The organism is Halorubrum distributum JCM 13561 (assembly GCF_000337395.1).
GTDB classification, from domain to species: Archaea; Halobacteriota; Halobacteria; order Halobacteriales; family Haloferacaceae; genus Halorubrum; species Halorubrum distributum.
Window position 1 is genome coordinate 77,506 of the sequence record NZ_AOJF01000001.1, and the last position, 25,726, is coordinate 103,231.

A 25,726-nucleotide genomic window follows, 5' to 3' on the forward strand; every position below is an offset into this window, starting at 1 on the left:
AAGGAAAACTGCAATAGATGATCCCTTCGAACTGATACCTATGGTAGCGACGATGATTGATGGCATCTCCGAAGCTCTACGTATCGGAGTGGGCTTCCTCTGGACGGCGGCGTGGGCGATCATCATGGGCCTCACGATCACGAGCCTCGTCCAGGTCTACGTCTCCAAGGAGCGGATGGCCCAGATCCTCGGCGATGGCGATCTGCGCGGGCTCACCAAGGCGACTGCGTTCGGCGCGGCCAGTAGTGGCTGTAGTTTCGGTGCCGTCGCCATCGGGAAGGGGTTGTTCAAGAAGGGGGCGCACGCGGTGAACTTCCTCGCGTTTATGTTCGCGTCGACGAACCTCATCGTCGAACTCGGGTTGATGATCCTGATTCTGCTCGGCTGGGAGTTCCTGGTCGCAGAGTTACTTGGCGGCCTCATTCTCATCGCCGTGATGGCCGTCATCGTTCATCTCACGCTCCCGGAGAACCTCTTCGACGAGGTGCGAGAGACGCTCAACGAGCGCGATCACGAGGCGGGCGTCACCGAGGATCCAACCTGCGGGATGGAAGGCAAGGACGAGTACACGCTTAGGACTGACGGTGGTGAGACGCTCAAGTTCTGCTCGGAGGGCTGTATGGAGACCTACCGCCAGGAGATGTCGAGCCGCGGCGGGTGGCGTGACGAATTACTGTCGTGGGGTGGCTGGTACAAAGTCGGGAACCAGTACCGCAAGGAGTGGTCGATGATCTGGAAGGACGTCATCGCCGGCTTCCTGATATCGGGGTTCGTCATCGTCTTCGTCCCCCAGTGGGTGTGGAACACCCTGTTCATCCAGGGCGACGGGCTGCTTGTGACGGCCGAGAACGCGATTATGGGCGTCGCCATCGCCGTCCTCAGTTTCGTCGGCAGCATGGGTAACGTTCCGTTCGCGGTCGCGCTCTGGGGCGGCGGCATCAGCTTCGCCGGCGTCATCGCGTTCGTCTACGCCGACCTCATCACGATTCCCGTGCTGAACGTCTACCGGAAGTACTACGGCTGGAAGGTGATGCTGTACATTCTCGGCGTCTTCTTCGTCACGATGGCGTTCACGGGCTTCCTCATGGAGCTGCTGTTCGACGCGCTGGGAATCGTTCCGGATCTGGCGGGCGGCGAGACGGCGACCGAGCAAACGTACTTCAAACTCAACTACACGTTCTACCTCAACCTCATCGCGTTCGCGCTCTCCGGGTTCCTGCTGTATGTTTATCGTCGCGGTCTCGGTGCGCCCGGCCAGTACCGCGACCCCGTCTGTGGGATGCGGACTGACGACAGCGAGCCATCGGCGGCGCACGACGGCGAGACGTACTACTTCTGCTCGCAGACCTGCAAGGAGACCTTCGGGGAAAACCCGGACGAATACGCCACCGGGCATCCGATGGTGATGGAGGGACACGACCACTGACGGACAGCTCGTTGATGGTTCACAGTCTCGATTGAGTACGTCAGTCGTGCTTGGACACATCCGCTGACGCGGCCATACTGAACACGCTACCGTGACTCTTGAGCAGAGAGAATTGGAAGCCGAATTTATGATACCCGCCTTTGAATTCTGACTGAATGTACGACCGAATTCTCCTGTCGACCGATGGAACTGTTGCGTCTGAAGATGCTGAAACGCATGCACTCGAGCTCGCAGCCGCTCACAACGCAGTCCTCCATGTGCTCTACGTCGTTGACGAGGATGTCGTAACTGCGTACAGCGGGGACGAGTACGTCGACGAAGCCGAAGGTCCCGAACACGGCCTCGAAGAACACGGCGAGGAGACGCTTTCCGAACTCCGACGTCGAGCCGCAGAAACCGATGTCGATGTCGAGACGGCAATGCAACATGGCCGCCCCGCTGAGACCATCGTGGACCACGCAGACGACTGTGACGCCGATCTCCTCGTGCTCGGTACCAAACGCCGGCCGGACGAATATCGGGCGTTACTCGGAAGTGTCACTGACCGCGTTCTCCGATTGACGACTCGTCCGGCAACCGTCGTGAAAACTGAAGTCAGCGAGTAGGGAACGATCGTCCGTTACCGTCCATCATCTGGTGTGAGACGGGCGCGACGGCGGTCGAACTCCTCGTCGTCGATCTCGCCACGGGCGTACCGCTCTTGGAGGACGGCGAGTGCGCTATCCTCAGCGGGGCCGTTCGATTGCGACCGCGTTCCCAGCCAGTAGATGAAACCGAGGGGGACGGCGACGAGGAGTGTCATCCACAGGAGACCGAACAGCATCATCCCCCAGCCCCAGCTACCCCATCCGGCCATGTGGCCGTCGTTCCACATCCCGTCGTGCCAGCCCCACATCATTGCATCTGGGACAGTCGCGTGTGTTAGCGCCATTCCGGCGACGACGGCCAGAGCCAGCGCTCCGACGACGATGAGTCCCAGAGAACGAATCCCGCGTGCTTGAATTGGATTTTGCATTGTTGTACTCCCAAAGAACTCGGCGTGGTTAGCCGAGGATGTATTCGAGGGCGGGGTAGCGCTCGACGAGCGTCTCGCCGCCGACGTCGTAGTTCTCGATGTACTGGTCGAGGCCCAGGATGCGGCCCGCAGCGAACGCGGCGACCGCGAGGAACACGAGCATGTACGCGAAGTCCCCGTTGATGAACCCGTGACCCATGTCCCAGTTCCCGAAGTAGAACATCGCCATCATGAGCGCGCCGAAGAACGCCGCGAGGCGGACGAACGCGCCGACGAGCAGGCCGAGGCCGATGAACAGCTCGCCCCACGGCACGGCGACGTTCGCGAACTCGACGAACCACGGCGTACTACCCATCCACGCGAACATGCCCGCGAGCGGGTTGCCGTTGGTCGCCGCGACGTTCGAGAGGTAGCCGCCGGCGGCGAACTCGCCGGTGATCTTCGTGAACCCGGAGTACGCGAACGCGTACCCCATCATGAGGCGGAGCGCGAGCACGAACCACGCGCTGAGGCTGTGGACTTTCCCGCCGACGGTCAGGCCGCCGACTCTGCTCTCGAGCTGGTTCATGCCGGAGTCGAGTGTGGACATAATTATTGCACCTTCAACTATCAGTAGGCGGAGTAAGACGATATAATAGCGAGCCAGCGTTCTGAGTCAGAAAACCGGGGGGCTATATTACGCTCCTGTCGCGAGTACGGACGTGTGACTGAGGAGGCCGACCCGTCGGACATCTTCGCTACGCTTGACGACGAGTATGCCCGGGACATCCTCGTGGCGACGAAGAACGACCGACTTTCCGCGAAAGAACTCAGCGAGGAATGCGACATGTCACGGCCGACCGTCTCGCGCCGTGTCACCCGCCTCGTCGAGCAGGGCCTCCTCGAGGAGTACACGCACGTCGACCCCGGCGGACGGCACTACAGCGAGTACGAGGCGCGCCTCGAACGCGTCGAAGTCCTCCTGCAGGCCAAGGGGTTCGATGTCAACATTGACGTCCGGCCGGACCCCGCCGACCGGATTACGTCCATCTTCGAGGAGATGCGGGGAGACTGACTCATGGAACACACGTTATTCGTCATCGGCAAGCTGTTCANCCCCGCCGACCGGATTACGTCCATCTTCGAGGAGATGCGGGGAGACTGACTCATGGAACACACGTTATTCGTCATCGGCAAGCTGTTCACGACCGCGCTGGCGCTGGTAATCGCGTACCAAGCCTATCGTGGGTACCAGCGGCATCACACGCAGTTGCTCCTGTACGTCGCCGCCGGCTTCGCGCTGGTCGGGCTGGGCGGCCTTCTCGAAGGCGTCCTCTTCGAACTCCTCCAGGTGTCGATCTTCGAAGCAGGATTCGTCGCAGCAGCTGTCACCGCAGCCGGGATGCTGTCGATTCTCTACGCCCTGTATGCTCCGAACCCCTGAGTATTCGGGATGTTCATTCGTAAAGCAGCCTCTGCGCATTGTTCTTGATTCGAAACCGCTACCGTTTGGACACCTATCATTCTCGCTAGTGTAGGATCACAGCGAGAATTATATCCGTATCAGTCTAACTATATCGTATGATTCGAACACTCGTGGGTGTCCTCGGCGCTATCTCAGCACTGTTCCCGGACAAGATCGTCGAGATCTTCGAGAAACTCGCGATTGCGAACCCAAGTGAGGGGACTGTGAGAGGGTGGGTCCGTCCAGCTATCCGGTCGGAGGGCGTTCTGATAGCTGCGATATCCCTCCGTAACGGGCGAGCATATGCGTGGCTGATGAATCTTACCGGTGCGTTCGGCACGATCGTCCTCCTGTTTCCCGATCTGTATCAGAGATTTGCCACCGCGTTCCTGTACGAGCGTCCGGAGTCGATAGAATGGAATGAGCGATTCAATTCGGCCGTTCGGGCTATCGGCGCACTATATGTCTTTTTAGCAGCGAAGACGTACAGTGAGCGCCACAACGAGACCTGAATCTTCCCGCCATCGACAGCTGGTAAATCTGTGATTTGGTTCATTGCGCCCGCAGGTGTTACTTGGATTCTAAAGTTTGACTCCCAAGAGACCAGTATGATCGAAGGGGAAATCCGCTAAAGAGAGGGGACCGTATGTATCCCTGTATGACGACGACCATCACCGTGGAAGGAATGTCGTGCGGTCACTGTGAGGAGACGGTCGAAGAGGCCCTTGAAGAGGTCTCTGGCGTGACTTCCGTGACCGTCGACAGGGAGAGCGAACAGGCAAGTGTCGAGGGTGAGGCAGAGGTCACGGCCCTTGTGGAGGCCGTCGAAGGCGCAGGGTACACCGCTCACGCCTGAGTATAGTGATTAGCGGATAGCACGGACCGCTTCGAGACGACGCGCTACAGTTGTCTTTGGAGTTTGCCTACGATGGTCCTGCTGTACGGTTTCAGGGGGCGAAGATTCAGGAAGCCAGCGAATCCACCTCTAAAGAGCATATGATCTATGGACGACCACAAAGATACAACTGAGAATTCCCAGGGAGGAGAGGACCAGCAGGACACCAGCAGTCACCAGCACGAACACGGCGAGCACGATGAAGCGCTCGCCGAGTCCGACGAACCACGGGTAGAACAAGAGCTACTGGAGGACGAGGCACACCCTGCTACGGCGGAGGGTGAGGCGCTCCACGAGCAGCACGAACACGCCGGCCACGAGGACGAAGGACACGGCCACGGTTCCCACGAGGGACACGGTGAGGGACATGGCGGGATGCACGAAGACCACGAGCAGATGTTCCGCCGGCGCTTCTTCGTCTCGACACTCCTGTCGATTCCCGTCCTCCTGTACAGCGAAATGCTCCAGGAGTGGCTCGGGTTCTCCGTCCCCACGTTCCCGGGGAGCGAGTGGATCAACCCCGTCTTCGCGGTCATTGTCTTCGCCTACGGTGGGATTCCGTTCCTCCAGATGGCGGTCCCGGAACTGAAAGACCGGGCACCGGGGATGATGACGCTCATCTCGATGGCCATCTCGGTCGCGTTCGTCTACAGTCTCGCGAGCGTGGTCTTCCCCACGCAGTCGGCGTTCTTCTGGGAGCTCGTCACGCTGATCGACATCATGCTGCTCGGGCACTGGATAGAGATGCGCTCAGTCCGGCGCGCCTCGAGCGCCGTCGACGAGCTGGCGAAACTGATGCCGGACACGGCGGAACGACTCACCGATGACGGCGAGACCGAAGAGGTTCCTGTCAGTGAACTCTCCGAGGGCGACCGCGTGCTCGTCCGGCCGGGCGCGAGCGTGCCCGCCGACGGCGTCGTCGAGGAGGGCGATTCTGACGTCAACGAATCGATGATCACGGGTGAGTCCAAGCCCGTCTCGAAGGAGCCTGGCGACGAGGTCATCGGCGGCACCATCAACGGCGACGGCAGTCTCCGCGTCCGTGTCGGCGCGACGGGCGAGGAGACGACGCTCGCGGGCATTATGCGGCTCGTCGAGGAAGCCCAGCAGAGCAAGTCGAAGACCCAGGTGCTGGCCGACCGCGCGGCCGGCTGGCTGTTCTACGTCGCGCTCGGGGCGGCAGTCGTGACCGCAATCGCGTGGACGGTCGCGGTGTCGTTTGACGCGACCGTCATCGAACGCGTCGTGACGGTGCTCGTCATCGCCTGCCCACACGCCCTCGGGCTTGCCATCCCCCTCGTCGTCGCGATCAACACCTCCCTGGCGGCGCGCAACGGGATGCTCGTCCGCGACCGGATCGCGATGGAGGACGCACGGAAGCTGGACGCGATCATCTTCGACAAGACGGGGACGCTCACCGAAGGCGAGCACGGCGTCGTGGATATGGCGACCGTCGAGGGCGTCGACGAGGACGACGCCCTCGCACTGGCGGCCGCTGTCGAGAGCGACTCCGAACACATGATCGCGCGAGCCATCCGCGAAGCAGCTGACGAGCGCGATCTCAGCGCCCCTGATGCGACCGACTTCGAGGCGATCAAAGGACGAGGGGTTCGCGCAAACGTCGACGGAAGCGAGGTGTACGTCGGCGGTCCGAATCTGCTCTCACAGCTCGATAGCGAGGTTCCGGGCCACCTCCAGCGGTTCGCTGACGATGCGGGAGAGAACGCACAGACGGTGGTGTATCTCGTCCGTGATGGGGAGTTGATCGCCGCGTTCGCGATGGCCGACGTGATTCGCGAGGAGAGTTTCCGCGTCGTCGACGCGCTCCACGAGCTAGGCATCGAAGTGGCGATGCTGACTGGGGACTCTCAGGACGTCGCCAACGCCGTCGCCGACGAACTGGGCATCGACACGGTGTTCGCGGAAGTCCTCCCCGAAGACAAGGACAAGAAAGTCCAGGAGCTCCAGGACCAGGGCAAGCTCGTGGGGATGGTCGGCGACGGCGTCAACGACGCGCCGGCGCTGACACGAGCCGACGTCGGCATCGCGATCGGGAGCGGCACCGACGTCGCAGTCCAGTCGGCCGACGTCATCCTCGTCCAGAACAACCCCATGGACGTCGTTCGGCTGGTGAAGCTCAGTAAGGCGAGCTATCGGAAGATGCAGGAGAACATCGTCTGGGCCGCCGGCTACAACGTGTTCGCGATTCCGCTCGCAGCAGGCGTCTTGGCACCGATCGGGATTCTGCTCTCCCCTGCTGTGGGTGCGCTTCTGATGTCGCTGAGTACGGTGATCGTCGCGATCAACGCCCAGCTGCTCCGCCGCGTGGACCTGTCCATCCCCGAGCTTCCAGGTGGGACACCAGCGACTGACGCACAACCTGCAGACTGAAACGCGCCCGATCGCTTCGGAGCTTCTTTCAATTGAGTTCGGTTGGTGGTCAGCAACTGGCGACACTGCGTAATTTCAGTGAGTATCGCTATGCGGTCACCGGTTCCACAGTTTTCCCGAGGGGTACGAAGTTCGGTATACACAGACGCTTCCTCTGATGGGCCACATAGCTACGCCAGCACTAGGTTTATACCGCTTGACGGACTTCTTTCCGATATGAGCCTCGAAGAGACGGTTGACTACCTCGCCGAGGAACTCGACCTCGAGCGAAGTGAACACGTTCGCGAGGTCGGACAGTCGGTCGCTGAGCTTCGCGACTGATCAGAACATTTCTCTGAAGTCCCGTTCGACGAGCCCGTTCTCCAGATACGTGATGAACTCTTGTTTCGTTGGTCCTTGACGGTCGAGTAGATCGTCCCGTTCTGCTCGTTCGAGAACTGCCTGTCCGAAGTCCGTACAGTGGGATTCATGCTGCCCAGCGTACTTCGAAAGGGCTTCTCGCCAGTGCATATCCAGCTCGAATTCGGCTAATCGAATTTGGATCCCATCTTTCCGTTCGACGAGGTCGACATCCAGGTCTTCGAGTTGCTTGAAACGGAGGTTGTTCCGGCGGACCGTGATGAGCCGCTTGGAGTCGACGATGTAGGGGTCGACCCACTCTCGCCAGGTATCGTCGTCGACGTGTGTTCGTGGCATCGCAAAATCCGAGTCCACACTCTCAATACAGAACTGCAGCATAGCGATGCCAGTTCGATGATTCGCATTCGGGAGGGAATGTCGGAGAATCAAATTCGACATCACCTCTCCAGCGACGGTCGGAAGTGGGGCTCCCCAGGAGACGTGATCGAGTGCCTGCTGGATTTTTTGCGGTTCGAACTCCTTGTAGAGCCGAAACTCATCCTCCTCTCGAACATCGACAGCTGCCTCGAGCAATTCCACTAATCGGAATGCGACAACTTGCCCAGCACGGGGGAGGTCACGAATACGGTCGCTCAACCATTCCTGATCGAAGTCGATGTCATGGGCTGATTCGATCTCTGAATCGCCTTCGTAGAGGACATAGACCGGTGTTTCGAAGGGGTACCCGATGAGTTTTGTCGACTCGTCGGATTGCTCTCGCTGAGACTGGATTTCTGCTATCGATGCCGAGCTATATTTGAGTGAGAAATTCTCGGCCTGTGGGTGGTGATAGAAGACGAGCCGAGCCATCTTACTGTGTATTCGTGGGAAGTGGGTAAAGCAGTCCCGCTTTTATAATGATCCTACGACGTAGCGGGTACGTTCATGTCTTCTAAATACTGACTTTCCCACTCACGTCGCGCCTCGATCTCCCGCAATCCGCGTTGCGTGACCGTGTACACGTTAGTCCGCTTGTCGAGTTCACCTTTCTCGAGCAGTCCTTTGTTGACGAGATCGTCGAGATTCGGATAGAGGCGGCCATGATTGATCTCCTGCTCGTAATAGTCGTCGAGTTCGTCTTTGATTGCGAGCCCGTGTGGTTCCTCGAGCCCGGCGGTTACGTACAAGATATCCCGCTGGAACCCAGTTAGATCGTGCATCTGCCTGTTCCCTATTTTTGAGGGGTGGCATATGTTCTCTCTGGTACTCAGAGACGAATTCGGCGTGACTGGTTAGGAAGACTACGTGAGAAACTTCGAACCTTTATATGGTGGACAAGAGAAGTCCGCGATGGAATGTCTGACCTCATCGTCAAAGCAGCCGTGAAGGACGCACTTTCGGACCACAACGTCTCGGCAGATTTCTACGACGCCCTCAACGAAGAGGTCGCCGAACTGCTCGACGACGCCGCAGAGCGTGCTGAGGCCAACGACCGGAAGACGGTCCAGCCCCGCGACCTGTAGGCCTGCGTAACGCAGCCAACCCCGGCACTCGAACGTAGCTTTTTGAGGTTCCTGTTCAGAAGTTAGAAAACGGAAATGGCGGACGCACCGGATACCGAACGGCAGGCGGTCGAACCCGATGCGAGAGAGGTCCTTAGCGTGTCCCAGCTGAACAACCGGATCGCGTCGGTCGTCCAGAACACGCCTGCCCTCAACGGCGTCCGCTGTATCGGGGAGGTCACTGACCTCCACAAGAACAGTACGGCGCTTTACTTCACGCTGACCGACGGCGACGCCGAACTCCCCTGTATGATCTGGGCGAACCGTTACCGGGAGATGGACGCCGACCTCGAGGACGGGACCGAAGTCATCCTCGAGGGCGATATCGACTACTGGGTCGAGGGTGGGAAAATCGACCTCAAACCGTGGGACGTGATCGTCGTCGGCGACGGCGACCAGGCGGCTGCCGTCGAGCGACTGCGAAGCGAACTCGAAGAGCGTGGCTGGTTCGACGACGAGCAGAAACAGCAACCGCCGGCGTTCCCGGAGCGGGTCGGCGTCGTCACGTCCCTTCGAGGAGACGCCCGATACGACATCCAGAACGCGATCCACGGACAGGACCCCACCGTCGACATCCTGGTGAAGGACGCAACCGTCCAGGGGTCGGAGGCGCCGACGTCCATCGCGAACGGCATCCACCATCTCGACCGCTCGGAGGACGTCGACGCAATCATCGTCGGTCGGGGCGGTGGGAGCGATTCGAACCTCCAGGCCTTCAACACCGAGCGGGTCGCGGAGGCGATCTTCACCGCCAATACCCCGGTGGTCACCGCGATTGGACACACCGATGACCGACTCATCGCGGATCAGGTGGCGGACGTCGCGACGATCACGCCGACCGCCGCCGGCGAGTATATCGTGAACTCCCGCCAAGAGTTCCTTGCGAGTAAGATCGAGCCGCTGGAACAACAGCTCAATGCCGCGTACGAGACCTTCCAGCAGGAGCACGAACACGAACAGGAGCTCGCCGAGGCAGTCGATGAAGCGCCCGCACCCGAGGGCCTCCCACCGATTTACTACAAGGTCGCGATCGCTGTGCTGCTGTTGCTGTTGCTGGTCATCACCGGGCTTTGGCTGGGGGTGATCTAACCGTGGCAAATGACTCCGAAATCCACGATCGACTGAGTCGCGTCGAGGAGATCATTGAACAGCTCGACGCGGACGAATGCGACCTCGATGAAGGTACAGCCCTCCACGAGGAAGGGAAGGAACTCTTGGCCGAAGTTCGAGAGATCCTCGACGAGGGAAGCGGCGAAGTTGTGGAGCTCGAGTAAGCGAGCTGATTCTCGGTCTTAACCAACAGACTCCCCACCGTACTCGGCAGGTGTTGGTTAAGTCTTTTCTACGAGGGCAACAAGTAACTTGGTTATAATTTACTCAACAAATTTGCAGTTATTGCTGGCCAGAAAGCATTTAGGTATCATCCAGCTACCGCGCCAATATGTACCGGGACTCAGCCGGTGCATACCCATACCCGCATGTATGATTACGAGGTCAGTCACCATCGAGGACATCGATGACCTGTACCTGATGTGGAACGACCACATCAACGCCTCCGCCCTCTATCGCCGCGCCCTCCGCGAGGAAATGGAAGTCCGCGGTGTTGACCCCGATGAACTCCGCGACCTCCTCGAACGGGCCCGCGAGCAGGGCTACACGCTCGAAGAGATCGCAGAAGACACCAACCGCTTCGACGACCTCCAGTCGCTCGTCGAAGAGCAGCAGAACCAGCCAACGGCTGGAGACGCCACCGATGATTAACCCGCTATGTCACAGGACCAGACTCCCTCCGACCCTGAGCGTAGCGTCGAAAACCAGTCACCGCTGACCGGGAAGATCCCTCGGCAGGCAGCGCTCACCGTCGTCCTCCTGAGCCTGTTCGCTGTCCAGCCGGTCGCCGCCCAGAGTAACGCGGTCTGTAGCGCAGACAACCTCCCGAGTATGATTGAGGGGTTCTTCCAGTTGACCACCGCGCTGGGGATCGTCGGCCTCGCCATCGTCTGGCAGGCTGACTCCCTCATCGAGATGTTCACCCTCAATCCCGAGCAGAAGAAGGGCCTCAAACGCCACAAACGGTCGGCGATGAAGTCCGCGGTCGTCCTCGTCGTCCTCGGCCCGCTATACACCGTCGCCGGGTCGATGATGGGCCTCCCGCTGGCGCAGTGCGTCGACCTCGTCCCCTGGTAACCACTCCGCAGTCCCCGTTGCGAGCCCTATGAACCATCGAGAGCTCTCCGTGCTCATGGCCGGCTTGCTCGCGACGAGCCTAGTCACGGGTATCGTCGCCGCTGACCCACCGCGACCGGGTACGGAGGGGAACGGGCTCACGGAAAACGAGTCGGCAACGCTGTGGTCTCGGGATGCGGACAACTACATCACGCAAGAGGAGTACCGCCAGCGCTACGGCGAGAATCGCTCCGCCGTCCATCAGGTCGCGAACGGGACCGACGTCACGTTCAAACGCCCGCCCGCGACCGCGGCGACGTGGACGCGGAACGACTTTGAGGACCTCGACGCCGGTGGCCCAGATACGTCCGTACATCCACCGCACGCAGACCTCGAGGACGGCGTCTTCATCGAGGATGCTCACGCGACGATCTTCGCGGTCCAGCCCTCTACTCGTGGACACCTCGAGTCCGGTGAAACCCCACTGTACATCGCACCGAATGGGACGATGCGCGGGTTCGTTGATTACCGCGTTCGCGTCCCCAACGGGAGTTCCTCCGGCAACACGACTATCTCGTGGTCGCTCACGGAGCACGAGATCGAAGAAGTCCGGTTGAAGAAGGACGGCGAGACCATCGCCGAGCGTGACGGGGGCCATACGCCTGCCCTCGACTACCAGATCGAGGACGACTGGAGTGCGAATCTCACGCTGGAAGCGGAGATTGGCGTCCGGCTGAAGAAAACCGTCAGAACCGACCTGGGTGACCGGACGGACGTCGACGTCACCTATCGGACGGAAACACGGAACGTCTCCGATTCGATCGCCGTCGAGATCTACGACCTCTCGGCGTACCCCTACTATGCCGAGTATCCGAACGGCGACGCCGGCGTGGCCATCTTCCAGTCGCGGCCATGGCAGGGGTACACGCTTACGGATGACGGTGAGGCACGGGTCCGTGGCATCTGGCGGTTCTACACCGCTCGGAACACCAACTGGGACACGCTCGTCCGGTCGAATCGCACGGATAGCGCCACCGTCGAGTCAGACGCGATTCCGGTGTACGTCCATGCCTATCCTTCGCGGATCGGGCCGCGTGCCGAGCCGGTTCGAGACGTGCCGGAACTCATCGAGATCTGGGGGACTGACCGCCCGTCACCAGTCGGCACCATCGGTGAGAACATCAATATCGACATCGTCAACCAGTCGTACACGACGACGTACGGCGTCGCCGTTCGAGCTGAGAACGTCGATCGAGAGGCGCTCCATGTTGCGGGAATCGTCCGGGGCGTGAATGCGTCAATCGTCGAGCCGGATGCCGGCTCCGAGCGGCAGCTCCGCCGCAGCAATCTCACTGTCGAGGTCATCCAACAGAATCAGTCGCAAGCGACGCTTAGGGTCGAACTCCGGGACAATCAAACTGGTGCGCCGATTGCGCTCGACGATAGCCGTCAGTATCCAATCGGCGGCACCAGCCGAAACGGGTACATCACGGTCGCGGATCAGCGCGTCGAGACCAACGCCTCCGGGGTGGCGATCGTGACCATCAACGAACCGGGCATCTACACGGTTCGGTACCATCCGGGCTCGTGGCTCGGTCACGACCCGGCGTACGTGAGCGATACCGCGACGGCCCGCTGGCACCCACTCGGGACGATCGACGGCTGGTTTGCACTGGTGTTCGAGGTCGGCTGGCAGCTCCTGCCGTTCTTCGTGATGTTCTACGCTGGCAAGCGCCTCCTGCGGATGCTCGGCCCAGAAGACATCTTCGGACAAAACCCATGACTCAGGACAATCCCCACCTCAGTAGACGGACCGCCCTCCGAACAGTTGCCGGCGCCGCTCTCGCGAGCGTGGCCGGCTGTCTGGATGGCAACGGAAGCACCGGTCCTAATGGTAGTTCAAGTCCAGGAGGCGGATCTGGTGTGTTCCGGCAAGTGACTGTCGAAGGAACAGAACTCATCGTCCAGTTCGATTCGGACTCGGAGTTCGACCAAATCAACCTCATCCAACCGGACGGCGAACTGTTCGGACAGCGGGAGGTCGCTGCAGGTTCCCAGCAAGTCTCATTTGACCTCGGCACAGCGTACGCTCCTGGCGAGTACGAAATAGTAGCCCTCAGCGGTGAGGAAACAGTCGGTGAAAGCTCGCATTCTGTCCAGCCAAACCTCGGGATCATCGAGATGGGCATCGGTAGAAACCAGCCTGAAGAGATGTGGGATGGACCAGAAAGCGAAATTGAAGAGGAGGCCTTCGTCACCCTCGAAAACCAGGGGACTGGCCCTGATGCAGTTACAAAATTGCTCTTCATTGGTGATGTCCCCTATCCGTCCGACGAAGAGGGGACGAACTATGTCGATGATGAAGACGTAAGCGGGATTTACGACCCGGAGTCCGACTCTGAGATTGAGCAGGTCATTATCGGCCCGGGGGAGCAAATTACGCTCTATAGTTCACGCTCGCCGTTCGCTTTCGTTCCTGGAGCAGGCACGTCTTGTTCGGAGGAGTCGAAGACTGGCGAGTTTGAACTAATACTCGAGACACGAGTTGGCGGGGACCGAGTCACCAAAACGTACAGTATCCAGTATTCAGGCTCTCAAGAAACCGATAACTGCGAAATTTCCATCAGTGAGGCTTAACCATGGTTGATCTAATCGACGTCGTCCTTGAGGGATTCAAAGAGGTCGTCGATTGGATTGTCGGCCTCTTCATGGACGGCCTGCGTTCCGGCTATGAGACCCTCACCGAGGAGATGTTCGGGACACCAACGCCGGAGACGGATGGTGCATTCGTCTTCGGAGAGCCCAGTAATGCTCCTTGGCCGTCAATTCAGGAGGCGCTTGTCGGTGGAGAGATCATGTTGATCTCGCTGCTGCTCCTCGTGATGTGCGTTCAGGGCCGTCACACAATCCGTATATTCAATATTGGAAGTGCATACGAGGCCAGGCGCACCAAGAAAACAGCTTGGGTCGGCGCGTTTCTGATTATCAGCTGGTACTGGGTCAGTATTCTTGGACTCTACATCGTGGACGGGTTCACTATCGCTCTGATGCCGAGTCTGGGTTCGCTGGGCGATGCGATGCTCAACTTGCTCGAAGTCTCAATCACAAACCCTGGGCTTTCACTCGTATTCGCACTGATTGGAGGACTCTCAATGTGGGCTTTGGAGGCACTCTACTACATTCGCGAAGTCTTGCTCTACGTCTACGTGTATGGGATGCCGATTGCGTTCGCGCTGGCCTACGGAAACGTCCCCGTGCTCTCGGATATCGCGATGGGGTTCAGTAAGAAATTCGTCCCGTTAGCGGTCCTGCCTCTACCTGCAGCGGTGGTGTTCAAAGGATACGACTTGCTGTACTCTCAGAACGCCATCGCTCCGAGTAGTCCGTTTTTGCGGTATCTAGTCGCGGCATCGCTCCCGCTGATCGCACTCTACCTAACCTGGAAGACGTTCAAATACGCAACCCCACTGACGGCGAAGGTTCTCGGTGGTGCGACGAAAGGAGCGGCCCTCGTCGGCGGTGTCGCCGCTGGGGCCTACATCGGCGGCGCCGGCGTCGCGACGACGGCGGCCCGATGGGGACCGAAGGCTGCAGCGGGACATGCTGTGGCGCAGAAAGCTGCAGCCCGTGGCGCGAACAGCGACGAAGACGGCGGGACGCCGTCCTACCGGCGGACCGAGAACGACCCTGGAGGATACTAACAATCCATGTCCATCGACGAAGACGCAGCCGCACGGCGCATCATGGACCAGTTCGGTGAGGAGAGTCGCATCCCCTACCTCAACATCGAGGAAGGCGACGTCGGCGTCCTGATCGCCTTCCCGATCGTCGGCCTGTTCATCGCCGGCCTCACCGGCATCGAATCACTCGCCCTGCCGTTCGTCGCAGGTGGCTTCGGGTTCGGCGTCGCGATCGTCTACGTCTCGCCCGACCACCTCAACGCGTGGACGTGGACGAAAGACGTCTATCGCTACGTCAAGCGCCCCCAGATCACGTTCAGTGCCCCGGAGGAGGCCGACAGTAGTACCAACGAGACAGAGCGCAACGAGGGCGGGCTCGCGAACTACACGCCGTTCAAGCCCGACGAGCGGACGCAGGACCTCACGAACATAGAACGGGCGTGGCCGGGCGCTGGCGCGATCCAGCGCGCGGACGGCACGATGGAGGCGTTCATCGAGATCGACCCCGGCAACATGGACTTCGCGATGTCCGACGACTGGGCACAGCTTCAGGACGCCGGCGAGGAGTTCGCCAACAAGGAACTGGACTCGAAGCTCAAACTCCACGCCACGACCCGCTCGTTCCCAGTCGAACAGATCACGGAGAACATCGAAGACCGCCTGAACGACGAGGACGTCAAAGAGAACCCCATCTTCCGGGAACTCCTCGAGGAGTATCGGGAGACGCGGCCGAAGGAGATGCGCGAACGGGGCATCCAGCAGATGCGGTACTACATCGGCGTCCAAGTCACCCCGCTGGAGGTCTATGACCGCTTCCGAGACGAGGGGACGCCGGCCGAGAAGCTGACGCAGTTCCCCGTCATCGGGTTCCTGTTCAACCCGTTCGTGACCCGCCGCGAGGACCTCACCGACGTCGAGCGCCGCGCACAGATGTTCGAGAAGCTGGACAGCCGAGTCAACGACGTGCGGTCGGAGTTTATCCAGCAGGCCTCAGGGTGGTCTGCTCGGCGGCTCAGCACGGTCGAACTCTTCGTGTTGAATATGGACTTCTGGAACGGCCGCGAACACGACTACGACGAAGCCGATCGCATCGTTCGCGAACAACCCATCATCGGCCACTCGCGCCGGGAGGATGCCCACGATGCGTAACCTCGTCCTCCAGACGGGCAGCGGCGCCGTCAGCCAGTTCACGGAGTGGCTCACGAATCCGACCTCAGCTGAAGGGGCGGCCCTCTACATCCTGTTCGCGGTACTGGTCGGTATCGGCGGGAAACTCCTCTGGGACTGGTACACCGAAGACGACGAGGAAGAGGTCGAGTTCTCGGACCTCCTCGACGAGGAGACCATCGAACAGGGCGCCGCCGAACGCCAGCTCCTCGACGACATTGCCGAGTCACACAAGACGGTGACGGCGCCGGCGGCGATCGAGTGGGAGACGCGCGCGGCACGGGTCGGCGAACAGTGGACGACAACGCTGTACATCGCTGACTACCCGGACTACCCCAACGACGGCTACCTCTCCGAGCTCTTCGAGATGACCGACGTGCAGTTCGACCTGACGGCCCACATTACGCCGAAGAACCAGGAACGGGCGCGGAACGAACTGCAGGATATCGCTGACGACCTTCAGGTGGACGCTGACCTCGAACAGAGCGTGCGGAGTGCCTACCTACAGGAACGCGCCAACGAGGCCGCAGCGACGTACAAGGCCGTCGAGAACGGCGCGAACGTCTTCGACCAGGGGATGTTCATCACGGTCAGAGCCGACGAGAAGGAGGACCTCCGCGACGCCGTCCAGAAGGTCAAGAGCGCACTCCGCGACGATCCGGCGAACCTCACGCCGAAGACGGCGATCTGTCGCCAGGATCTCGCCCTTCAGTCCGCCGCACCCATCGGCGACAACGAGTTCGGCCGGACGTCGATTGCGCTCGGCGGCGCCGTCGGCGCGCTGCTGTCCTCGCCGCACAACGCGACGATCCTCGAGGAGGGTGGCGTCGAGTTCGGGATTCACAAGGACAACCAGAGTCCGGTCGTCATCGACCCGTTCGCGCGGGACAACGGCTACGCGATGTTCACCGTCGGCGACACGGGGTCGGGGAAGTCGTTCAGTTCGAAGCAGAACTTCATCCGCTCCATCGAGCAGAGCAAGGACCGTATCGGCATCATCCTCGAGCCGCTGAACAACTGGGCGGGGGTCGCCGAAGCGCTTGACGCCAAACGCATCACGGTCGGCGGGACGCTCGGCCTGAACCCCTTGGAGATTCGGGAGACGCCCGAACACGTCCAGCGGGCGATGGGCGAAGACGCTAGCCCGTTCAACGAGAAGCTCGACGACGCGATGAGCTTCCTCACGAACTTCTTCGCGCTTCGCGGCATCTCGCTGGGTGACCGGCGGACGACGCTGGAACTCGGGCTCAAGCGGGCGTACAAGCGCAACGGCATCACCGACGACATCTCCACACACGACAACCCGAGCCCGACGATTCAGGATATGATGGACGTCTTCGAGGACATCGTTGACGACCCCGAGGAGTTCGTCGTCCGGTCCGACGAGGAGGCGGGGAAGATCAAAGAGGACGCGACGTGGCTCCTCGATCAGCTTCGGCCCTTCGAGGACGACGGTCGCCACGCCAACCTCGGCCAAGAGTCCGACTTCGACATTCGCGACGAGAAGGTCATCTACCTCGACCTCGCTCAGCAGGAGGGCAGCGTCGACAGCAGCACGGCGCTGACGATGCAGCTCCTGATCTCGCTGGTGTACGAGCGGGCGAAAGTCTCGGAGAAGGAGGTCGTGTTCTACATCGACGAGGCACGCTACATCATGCAGGACGCCGCGAGCCTGGCGTTCCTCGAAACGGTGTTCCGCCACCACCGGCACCACGACCTCTCGATCCGGCTGGTCACGCAGACCGTCGACGAGTTCTTCGAGCACGCCGAATCCGAGGCGATCCTGGATCAGTGTGCGGTCAAGCAGTTCCACCGCCTCGACGGGATGGACGAGGAGTGGGCCGACGAGTTCGGGCTGAACTACGCGCAGATGCGGTTCGTCCAGGACGCCGTGCCGGGCAACGAGGACGCCGGCTTCTCCGAGGCGTTGGTAGGCGTCGACGGCGAGTGGCGCGGCATCCAGGTCAAAGCGATGCCCAAGGAGAAGCAGGTCATCGACTTTGACCCGACCTCCCAAGTTCGGTCCTCATTGCCCGGCGCCGGCGACGACGCCGTCGATACCGAGATGGAGAAGTTCCAGGAAGAGCTCGAGCATCGAGCAACGAACGGAACGAACGAAACGAGCGGATCGAGCGAGGAATCAGACGCCGTCGAAGCTGAGCCAGACGGCGGGTCGACGGAGGGGACCAACGATGGCTGAGTACCTGCGCGTTACGCCGACATCCGAGCGACTCGATCCGGAGAGTATCCCCCGAGTCCTCCACAGCCTCCACAAGCTGACCACGCCCGGCTCGTCGGGTCTCGGGGCGAAGCTGAACCCACTCCACAGTGAGACACCACCCCGGTTCGAGTTCCTCGCGATCAGTGATGGCCCGGACGACCCAGTAGAGTTCTTCTACGGGGCTGATGCGCACCTCGACACGGTTGAGAAGCGCCTCCGCTCCATCTATCCAAGCACGTTCGACATCGAGCGCGTCGACGTCGACGTCGCCGCTCGGCTCATTCAGCCAGTCGAGTTCACACCGCAGGAATTCGTCGACCACTACGAGGCCGGGCGGCTGCAGTACGAGTTTGGCCCGGCAGAACAGTACGACATCGTCGACGAGGAATCAGTGGACTCCGAGTCAGCCGAAGCAGGCCCCGTTGTCGACGGCGGTACGGCAGCCACGAGCGTCCCCGATCATCACGTGACTGTCGGGGACTCAGCCCTCGAACTAGCGCCGCCCGATGCACTTCCAGACGACGAGGAAGAGCGACGGGCCATCGAGAAGCCGACGATGACACCGGTGGGAACGATTCTGGCTCGCCCGGCACAGGATGCTGTCTCGCCGCTCGGTGTCCGGTGGTGTGGCGCCGCGTCGCGGAAGCAGGACTGGATGACCTCGCTGACGCCGTTCACAGCGGAGGAAACGAACGGCGACCTCTCGACCGTCGACGAGCCCGGCGCGGCGCTGGCGTCGCTGATCGACCATCTGATGGAGGCGACAGCGCCGACCGCGTTCCAGGTCGTTTTCCAACGGCGTGCCAGCTGGCAGTCCGACGCGGAGGTGCGGAAAGAGGACCTCGTCGACGGCAGGGATACGTTCTTCCAGGAAGTCGTCGGGTCGCTACTCGAAGTCGAGGAGCAACGGAGCGACCAGGACGACCGGCAGCTCAGCGAGGCCGTCGAGAAGCGGATCGAGTACATCGATGCGAAGAACGCCAAACGGTCGTTCACGGTCAACATCCGGGCCGTCGGCGTCCCCACCGACGACACCCGCGACGAACTCGATGCCCGGATGGACTCGCTCCTCCCCGTGTTCGACCCGCTTGATGGGCCGTTCTACGAGGTCGAGGGGCAACGCCTCCGGGACAGTGGCTTCCGTGAGAAGACGAAGGAGAAGAAGGCACGGGCCGCTCTCCAGCGCCTCCTCAATCGCGAGTTGACGACGGGACGAGGGAAGACCCGCCCCGAGCTGGTCCTCAGCGGGACGGAGCTCGCGAACTTCGTCCTCGTCCCCTCCTCCGAACAGTTGACCGTCGAAGGGACGCGGGGAACGAGGGCCGAACAGCAGAGTCGGAACCCGCTCCCGTGGCCCAATCCGGATCTGATCCAGCAGTTCCAGGACGGGATGGCCATCGGCTACGCGCTCGACGAGAACGGTGAGCCACAGCCGGACCCCATCCGGATTCCGCCGGACCTGTTGCCGACGCATTACGGCCGGTTCGCGTCGACGGGCGGCGGGAAGTCGAAGGCCATCATCAACGACGCCCTTTCGCTTCGCGAGTCGACTGGTGGCCCCGTCGTCCTCGTCGACCCGAAGGGAGACGGGATGTGTGAGAACTACCTGCGCTGCCACTACGAACGATTTGGGGGCCTCGACGACGTCTACCACTTCCGCGTCCCGGAGACCATCCCCGCGTTCTCGTTCTTCGACATCCGCCCCGCGCTCGAAGCGGGCCGCAACCGTGAGGACGCGATTCAAGACAAGGTCGACCACTTCCACGACATCCTCCGGATGATTATGGGCCGTGAGCAGTACGGCCAGGCGTTCGTCGCGAACGAGATTCTGAGCTATCTGATCAAGGCGCTGTTCGACGAGGAGTACGGGAGCGACGTGTTCGGGCTGGACGACCTCTTCGCTGCTGCCCTCCGGATGCAGCGCGACCAGACGATTCCCCCGGTCTCGGCGGACAACCAGAACATCGAGGAATCGCTGACGCGCCACTTCGCGAAGGACAACCACCAGTTCCAGGTGTCGATGGACGCCGTCGGGAACCGCCTCGACAAGCTCAAAGAGGACGCGCATCTCCGGCGGATCTTCAGCCACGTCCCCGAGCAGAACGACGCCGGGGAGTACGTCGACAACCGCTTCGACTTCCGCGAGTTCCTCGATGAAGACGCCACCATCATCTTCGACCTCGGCGACCTTCGGCCGGAGGCACAGCGAGCGATCACACTCCTGCTGTTGAGCAACCTCTGGGACGCCGTGCAGGTGCGCCGTCGCGACGGCCAGACCGACTACGAGAAGCTCACGAACCTCATCATCGAGGAGGCGGCGCCGGTCGCGTCGACGAAGCTCGTCTCCGAACAGCTCCTGCCGCAGGGCCGGTCGTTCGGCCTGAGTATGGGACTCGTGATGCAGTTCCCCGAACAGGTGCGGAATCGGAACGAGCGGGCCTACGACGAGGTGCTGAACAACATTAAGACGAAGCTCATTGGCAACATCTCGATCGAACGCGACCTCGCGGAGTCGCTTGCCCACGAGGACCTCAGCCCGACCGAACTCCGCAACCGAATCAACACGCTCCCAAGTGGCGAGTGGATCGCACAGCTCCCAAGTCCGTCGTTCGGAGAGACTGGGCCGCCGCCATTTTCGTTGAAGCCGCTCCCGATTGCGCCGGGGCATCCAGAAAGCGACCAGCCGCTCACAGAGCCCCAGGAAGACCATTTCGAGTCCGTGTCCCGGCCACGGATGATGGAGCGTACACAGGCCCAGTACGGGCTGACAGAACCGACTGAGTCGAGCACTGCCCCAGAGGAGACTGGCTGGGGGAGTTCGGGGGCTGAGACGACGGGCTCAGCTTCTGACGGCGACTCAGGAACGGACCCGACGCAATCCGCGTTCATCAGCGAATCGACGACCGAGGACTCGTCGACATCGACCACCCAGCCCGCAACGGACAGCGACCCAGATGGAGACGAGGCAGCGATGAGCCCCCTGTTCGGGCAGACCACCGAGACGGACGAGGAACCAGCTGGTGACCAAGCAACGCAGCCGGAGAACGAGGCAACGCCCGTTCAGGAAAGCAGCGTACCCGTCCCCGATGACGAACTCCGACAACGCGGGCTCAGCCGTGACGACGTCCGGTTCCTGAATCGGGTCCTCGACGTGATGAACCGAGCGGACGACGAGTACACGCTACTGGACAGGATGAGTCAGCTTCGGGACGATTACGACGACCTCCATATGGAGCGGCTCACGGAGCAGGACCTCCTGGAAGCGGACTCCGCGGCGGGGCGCAAGTACTACACCGTCCTCCCGGACGGTCGAGACCTCCTCGGGAGAGAACTGAAAGCGGGACCAGGAGCGGGCGACCTCGGCGAGAAAACGCCACACAAGGTTGGCGTCCGGCTCCTCGAGCTGTGGCTCCAGCAGCGGGATGACGTCGGTCGCGTGGAACCGTACTACGAAACCGACGACGGCACGGTGCTGGACGTGGCCGGCTTCGACGAGGACGGCGATCTCGTCTGGGCCGGGGAAGCAGAGCTCGCAAGTAACAACCGGCACGCCCCGGTCGAGGATTACGACAAACTCAGCGCGGTGGACGCAGACGCGATCTGGGCCTTCAACAATCGCGAGACGGCCCTCGATGTCCTGGATAGCCTTGCCGATGCGGATCGGATCGACGAGCGGATCAGCGGGCGGGCGGCACGGTCGTTCGCGACCATCAGAGACGCCGTCGGCGAGTTCGATGCTGCGGGCCTGACCACCGTTCGGGGCTTCAAAAATCTCGATCAAGAACTCAACCAATGACCTGGCGACAGGCGACCCGCGAGGAGATTTACGCCTACTACGCCGAGGAGTTCCCCCGCTATCTGGACGACCTGCCGGAATTCATCACGGCGACCGGCCCGAAACAGTACGCCGTCGCCTTCCGCGAGTCCCACCCAGTTCGCAAAGACGAGGTGCCGGCCAAGGACTTCATCCGGCGGGATACGTGGCAAACAGATGCGTCGGGGGACCGAACGACACCCGAGTTCGACGACTTCGAGGATGTCATCGAGTTCATTCGACACCCCGCTCGCAACGACCCGCTGGGCCGGAGCAAATTCGCGCTTGCTGATCCGGAGGTGCTGGAGAAACCGGACCCACGGCCCGACGCCGTCTACTACGCGCTGGATCACTGGGAACGGCCGTGGGTCCTCCTCGTCGACATCGACGCGAAAGAGATCGCCCGAGACCGAGCGGACGAGATGGTGTCGGCGACCGTCGATGATCAGGACGACGATGCGCTCCTCGACGCTACGGGTATCCTCGACGCCGCTCCCGAGGGGTATCCGTACGCCTTCGAAGACGTCGACCGCGCCATCGAGTACGGGTTCGAGGTGCGCGACATCTTTGAAGACGATTTCGACGCCGAGGAGACGATGGTCGTGTACAGCGGGCAGGGTGTCCACGTCTACCTCCTGGATACCGACCCGGCACACCGGTACGACGAGCAGAGTCGCGAGGTGTTGAACGACCTCCTCCTCGAGACATACGACATCCCGATCGACCCCGTCGTGACGGCCGACCGCCGACGTGTCGCTCGCCTGCCCTACTCGCTGCACGCCGACATCTGTAGCATCGTTCAACCAATCGAGAGTCCGGCGTTCGACGTTCGGTCGGCGACACCCGAGGTGATCGACGAATGAGCCCCAGCACCCCCACCGACGACGAGGACATGGCATATCGAGTTGCGGCACTCCCGCTGGAGTACGGTGAGACCCGCATCAACCAGCTGTTTACGCGTGGCTACAACCGATACGTCGTCGACGGCGAGGACCAACCCGAGGACCTCGTGAACGACGTCGAGCGGTTCGGGACGGCGGCGTTCAAAGAGCAGGTTCGTGCCGACGCCGCTGAGGAGCCGTTCGTCGACGAGCCGGGGACGCTCGCCGTGCTCGCGACGTTGAGTGCGATCTGTGTGAAAGAGCACCCGAAGTTCGAACACGCGTCACCACGGAACATCCAGGTGCTCTACGACATCCGGGAGTTGTACGTCAACAATCTCGCCTCCCTCATACGCGCCCACGGCGATGGGTCACTCCAGCAGGACATCGCCGACGTGCTGTACAGCAAGGAACCCGGGGAGGATGGCCCACATCCGGGTCGGGTCTGTACGGGCATCACGGAGATGCCGGAGTTCGGGGATGGCCTGTACCTCGAAGTCCCGATGGCGGCGGCGTCACGCAAATGCCTTGTTCGGGAGAACGATGCGGCGAGGGGGAGTGACGACGGAGATATACTGACGCGAGTGAAGGACAACAACCTGTACGTGCCGGTCGGTGATTTCGATAGTAAGTATCGGGACTATGCTGAGCGGGCGTTCAAGAAGCTCCTGCGGGTGCAAGAAGACGGACTCTCTGACGACCAGCTGACGTGGCTAACCACGAACGAGTCGGCAATTACGGAGCGGATCGACCGCTTCCTCGAGACCGGCCATCACGAGCGAATCTGGCGGAACTGGGACCGTGGAGAACGGACGATTCGCGTCCTCCGGCGGGCCCTGAGTGACGCGCCCGATGACGTGGCGCAAAAGGGCGAGTTCCACACGGCGAAGGAGCTCTACCGAGCGGTCGAAGCGTACGATGCCGAGGACGAGTGGGAATCCTCTGTAACGGACTGGATTTCGAGTCCGAGCAGTCTCGCGAAGACGCTGGCCGACCACGAGTCCCACTCGGCCGTCACCATCGACCGCGACGGGCGCGTCAATACGTACCGAATCGGGCGAGCCGGAACCGGCGCCGAACAGATCGAAGTGCGAGAGATCGAGGACCTCTTCGAACTCCCCTGTATGGCGAATATGGAGGAGCGGCTACACGAGAAGAAGCCCGTCCGGAAGGACCTCTATAACTTCGCGCGGATGGTGATGTGGCTGCCGCAGTACCAGGACAGCAGCCTCGACGAGATCGTCGCGGACCTCAAAGACGTCTTCTCCCGGTGGCCGTGGTACGACGAGCAGGAGACCGAGTACCAGGTCCGCTACGAGTTCTCGAACACGATCGACGGGGACACGCCGTTGCCGATGAACTGCGATAACGACGATCTGCAGCGCTACTGTATCGGCCAAAACCAGTGTCCCTACTCGATCTGGGGCAGTCTTCCGTTCCCGGATGAGATGTATGAGCAGGTTGAAGAGGAATCAGCTGGTCCCGCTGAGCAATTCTAAATCATAGACTCCTCCGAATCTGTGGAGCCCTTAGAGAGTGATTGGTTTGGCGACTCTGCTGAATAGAGAGAGCGGATCGACCATCGCGTTGAATCGCGAAGTACAGATAATCACTTCTCACCTCTCGTTCCCTTACCATTTTAACACTCGCCACGCAGGGATTCTCTAATGGTGGAGGATCGAACGGCTAGTTTCCCAGAAACCGATACAGCCGAAACAGAAGCCGTCGATATCCTCAGTTATCTTCTAAACACTGAGAAGGTGAAGTTTGATGCGAATACGCGAGATAAAATCCCCGCAGTCGATGGAGATCTCTACTTGGTCGATGAAGACAACTCAATCCACGGGAAGCTCCTAGCGCAGGTGAAGAAGCTGCCTGACCGAAACCGTGACTCACCTAAGAAACGATTCGATGTTGAGACCTTGAACCACTATACCGTTGACCCGGCCCCATTCCTACTAGTCGTTGTAGATATTGAGGAAGAACTCGCCTACTGGCAGCACATAGATTCTGAATTCGTCGAGGAACTCGATATCGATGAGGGCCAGAAAACAAAAACTGTCCATTTCTGCGAGAAGAGAGTAATTGATGGTGACGATAACTCGTATATCACAAAATGGAGAGAAATCACAGAAAACAGAATGGATACGGTGCTTCGAAATGACGATTACCAAGCAGCCTACGAAGAGCTACGGAAGAACGCGAATCCGGCAATAGGTCAGGAACGTGATTTCTACCAGGAAGTACACAAATTCCTAGATGAATTCAACCAGCTTGTGAAGCACGATCTTCCTGTTCTAAACACCCGATTCTATGGGGATGCTTGGAAAATAGGTCTAGCTCTCCAGAAATACAACACAGATTCGGTACATTACGGGCTCTACCCTATTCCTTGGAAAAGAAACGATATTCAGATTAAGGAAACTGATGGACCGCTCCTACAAGAACTGGACGAGGCTTTGGTCGCCACCACACATATGTCCGAGAATCCTATACAGGATCGCCCTGAAGAGTATGCTCGGAAACAAGTCCACGGGAAATTAGAAGACCTTCTGGAAGACCAATTACTGGTTCACGGTGTCAACCGATATTTGGCCAGAGAATTCATTTTCGAATTCGTGGACGAATTCCACGATCCTTTGGGACTTGAAGAAGACAAAGATACTTACACTCTTGATGAGCTCAGAAACGGGTTCTATCAATACCTGCCATTCTGGATAGATGA

The 25,726-nt window shown here is 60.6% G+C and carries 25 protein-coding genes; 21 read left to right on the forward strand and 4 right to left on the reverse strand.

Annotated elements, in window-relative coordinates:
• Nucleotides 1-40: 40 nt before the first annotated feature.
• Together C470_RS00315 and C470_RS15170 are read left to right on the forward strand one after the other, a co-directional pair.
• Nucleotides 41-1,426 carry a permease gene (locus C470_RS00315; protein ID WP_049908459.1) on the forward strand — a complete coding sequence of 462 codons (1,386 nt, stop codon included), beginning with the start codon at nucleotides 41-43 and terminating at the stop codon, nucleotides 1,424-1,426.
• 155 nt (nucleotides 1,427-1,581) lie between these two features.
• The gene (locus tag C470_RS15170; RefSeq protein ID WP_008364394.1) at nucleotides 1,582-2,031 is read left to right on the forward strand and encodes a universal stress protein; all 450 of its coding nucleotides are present in this window, start codon (nucleotides 1,582-1,584) and stop codon (nucleotides 2,029-2,031) included.
• A 14-nt stretch (nucleotides 2,032-2,045) separates the two neighbouring features.
• On the opposite strand, the gene C470_RS00325 is transcribed toward C470_RS15170, so the two are convergent.
• Together C470_RS00325 and C470_RS00330 are read right to left on the reverse strand one after the other, a co-directional pair.
• The gene (locus C470_RS00325; protein WP_049908462.1) at nucleotides 2,046-2,441 is read right to left on the reverse strand and encodes an SHOCT domain-containing protein; all 396 of its coding nucleotides are present in this window, start codon (nucleotides 2,439-2,441) and stop codon (nucleotides 2,046-2,048) included.
• Nucleotides 2,442-2,469: 28 nt separating this feature from the next.
• The gene (locus C470_RS00330; RefSeq protein ID WP_049908464.1) at nucleotides 2,470-3,030 is read right to left on the reverse strand and encodes a DoxX family protein; all 561 of its coding nucleotides are present in this window, start codon (nucleotides 3,028-3,030) and stop codon (nucleotides 2,470-2,472) included.
• Between the two features lie 114 nt (nucleotides 3,031-3,144).
• On the opposite strand from C470_RS00330, the gene C470_RS00335 reads away from it, so the two are divergent.
• From C470_RS00335 to C470_RS00355, 5 genes are all read left to right on the forward strand, one after another.
• Nucleotides 3,145-3,495 carry an ArsR/SmtB family transcription factor gene (locus C470_RS00335; protein WP_008364397.1) on the forward strand — a complete coding sequence of 117 codons (351 nt, stop codon included), beginning with the start codon at nucleotides 3,145-3,147 and terminating at the stop codon, nucleotides 3,493-3,495.
• A gap of 93 nt (nucleotides 3,496-3,588) precedes the next feature.
• Nucleotides 3,589-3,864 carry a DUF7521 family protein gene (locus C470_RS00340; RefSeq protein ID WP_008364398.1) on the forward strand — a complete coding sequence of 92 codons (276 nt, stop codon included), beginning with the start codon at nucleotides 3,589-3,591 and terminating at the stop codon, nucleotides 3,862-3,864.
• 137 nt (nucleotides 3,865-4,001) lie between these two features.
• Entirely contained in the window at nucleotides 4,002-4,397 is a 396-nt protein-coding gene (locus C470_RS00345) for a hypothetical protein (RefSeq protein WP_049908465.1), read from the forward strand.
• A gap of 146 nt (nucleotides 4,398-4,543) precedes the next feature.
• Complete coding sequence (locus C470_RS00350; RefSeq protein WP_008364400.1) at nucleotides 4,544-4,741, forward strand: heavy-metal-associated domain-containing protein; 198 nt, start codon at nucleotides 4,544-4,546, stop codon at nucleotides 4,739-4,741.
• Nucleotides 4,742-4,888: 147 nt separating this feature from the next.
• Entirely contained in the window at nucleotides 4,889-7,171 is a 2,283-nt protein-coding gene (locus tag C470_RS00355) for a heavy metal translocating P-type ATPase (RefSeq protein ID WP_049908467.1), read from the forward strand.
• 321 nt (nucleotides 7,172-7,492) lie between these two features.
• Here the strand turns inward: C470_RS00355 and C470_RS00360 are convergent, their stop codons facing one another.
• Complete coding sequence (locus C470_RS00360) at nucleotides 7,493-8,380, reverse strand: hypothetical protein (RefSeq protein WP_049908468.1); 888 nt, start codon at nucleotides 8,378-8,380, stop codon at nucleotides 7,493-7,495.
• Between the two features lie 53 nt (nucleotides 8,381-8,433).
• A complete protein-coding gene (locus C470_RS00365; protein WP_008364404.1) occupies nucleotides 8,434-8,730 on the reverse strand; it encodes a helix-turn-helix transcriptional regulator in 297 nt (98 codons plus the stop codon).
• Nucleotides 8,731-8,865: 135 nt separating this feature from the next.
• Here C470_RS00365 and C470_RS00370 point away from each other — a divergent pair, with 135 nt between their 5' ends.
• The 14 genes from C470_RS00370 to C470_RS15175 all read left to right on the forward strand — a co-directional run.
• Complete coding sequence (locus C470_RS00370) at nucleotides 8,866-9,033, forward strand: DNA-binding protein (RefSeq protein ID WP_004048632.1); 168 nt, start codon at nucleotides 8,866-8,868, stop codon at nucleotides 9,031-9,033.
• 75 nt (nucleotides 9,034-9,108) lie between these two features.
• Entirely contained in the window at nucleotides 9,109-10,161 is a 1,053-nt protein-coding gene (xseA, locus tag C470_RS00375) for an exodeoxyribonuclease VII large subunit (protein WP_008364405.1), read from the forward strand.
• Nucleotides 10,162-10,163: 2 nt separating this feature from the next.
• Entirely contained in the window at nucleotides 10,164-10,346 is a 183-nt protein-coding gene (gene xseB, locus C470_RS00380) for an exodeoxyribonuclease VII small subunit (RefSeq protein ID WP_008364406.1), read from the forward strand.
• Between the two features lie 208 nt (nucleotides 10,347-10,554).
• A complete protein-coding gene (locus tag C470_RS00385; protein WP_008364407.1) occupies nucleotides 10,555-10,833 on the forward strand; it encodes a hypothetical protein in 279 nt (92 codons plus the stop codon).
• Between the two features lie 6 nt (nucleotides 10,834-10,839).
• On the forward strand, nucleotides 10,840-11,259 hold the full coding sequence (locus tag C470_RS00390; RefSeq protein ID WP_008364408.1) for a hypothetical protein: 420 nt from the start codon (nucleotides 10,840-10,842) through the stop codon (nucleotides 11,257-11,259).
• Nucleotides 11,260-11,287: 28 nt separating this feature from the next.
• Nucleotides 11,288-13,021 carry a hypothetical protein gene (locus tag C470_RS00395; protein ID WP_008364410.1) on the forward strand — a complete coding sequence of 578 codons (1,734 nt, stop codon included), beginning with the start codon at nucleotides 11,288-11,290 and terminating at the stop codon, nucleotides 13,019-13,021.
• Entirely contained in the window at nucleotides 13,018-13,875 is an 858-nt protein-coding gene (locus tag C470_RS00400; protein ID WP_193365823.1) for a hypothetical protein, read from the forward strand. The genes C470_RS00395 and C470_RS00400 overlap by 4 nt, the downstream gene beginning before the upstream one ends.
• A 2-nt stretch (nucleotides 13,876-13,877) precedes the next feature.
• A complete protein-coding gene (locus C470_RS00405) occupies nucleotides 13,878-14,939 on the forward strand; it encodes a hypothetical protein (RefSeq protein WP_008364412.1) in 1,062 nt (353 codons plus the stop codon).
• Nucleotides 14,940-14,945: 6 nt separating this feature from the next.
• On the forward strand, nucleotides 14,946-16,067 hold the full coding sequence (locus tag C470_RS00410) for a hypothetical protein (protein ID WP_008364413.1): 1,122 nt from the start codon (nucleotides 14,946-14,948) through the stop codon (nucleotides 16,065-16,067).
• Nucleotides 16,051-18,285 carry a VirB4 family type IV secretion system protein gene (locus C470_RS00415; RefSeq protein ID WP_008364414.1) on the forward strand — a complete coding sequence of 745 codons (2,235 nt, stop codon included), beginning with the start codon at nucleotides 16,051-16,053 and terminating at the stop codon, nucleotides 18,283-18,285. The genes C470_RS00410 and C470_RS00415 overlap by 17 nt, the downstream gene beginning before the upstream one ends.
• Nucleotides 18,278-22,102 carry a hypothetical protein gene (locus C470_RS00420; protein WP_008364415.1) on the forward strand — a complete coding sequence of 1,275 codons (3,825 nt, stop codon included), beginning with the start codon at nucleotides 18,278-18,280 and terminating at the stop codon, nucleotides 22,100-22,102. Before C470_RS00415 ends, C470_RS00420 begins: the two co-directional genes overlap by 8 nt.
• On the forward strand, nucleotides 22,099-22,983 hold the full coding sequence (locus tag C470_RS00425) for a DNA primase-like protein (RefSeq protein ID WP_008364416.1): 885 nt from the start codon (nucleotides 22,099-22,101) through the stop codon (nucleotides 22,981-22,983). The genes C470_RS00420 and C470_RS00425 overlap by 4 nt, the downstream gene beginning before the upstream one ends.
• A complete protein-coding gene (locus C470_RS00430) occupies nucleotides 22,980-24,500 on the forward strand; it encodes a primase-associated protein (protein WP_008364417.1) in 1,521 nt (506 codons plus the stop codon). The genes C470_RS00425 and C470_RS00430 overlap by 4 nt, the downstream gene beginning before the upstream one ends.
• Before the next feature lie 168 nt (nucleotides 24,501-24,668).
• A partial coding sequence (locus tag C470_RS15175; RefSeq protein WP_152418616.1) for a DUF4365 domain-containing protein occupies nucleotides 24,669-25,726 on the forward strand: 1,058 nt, incomplete at its 3' end.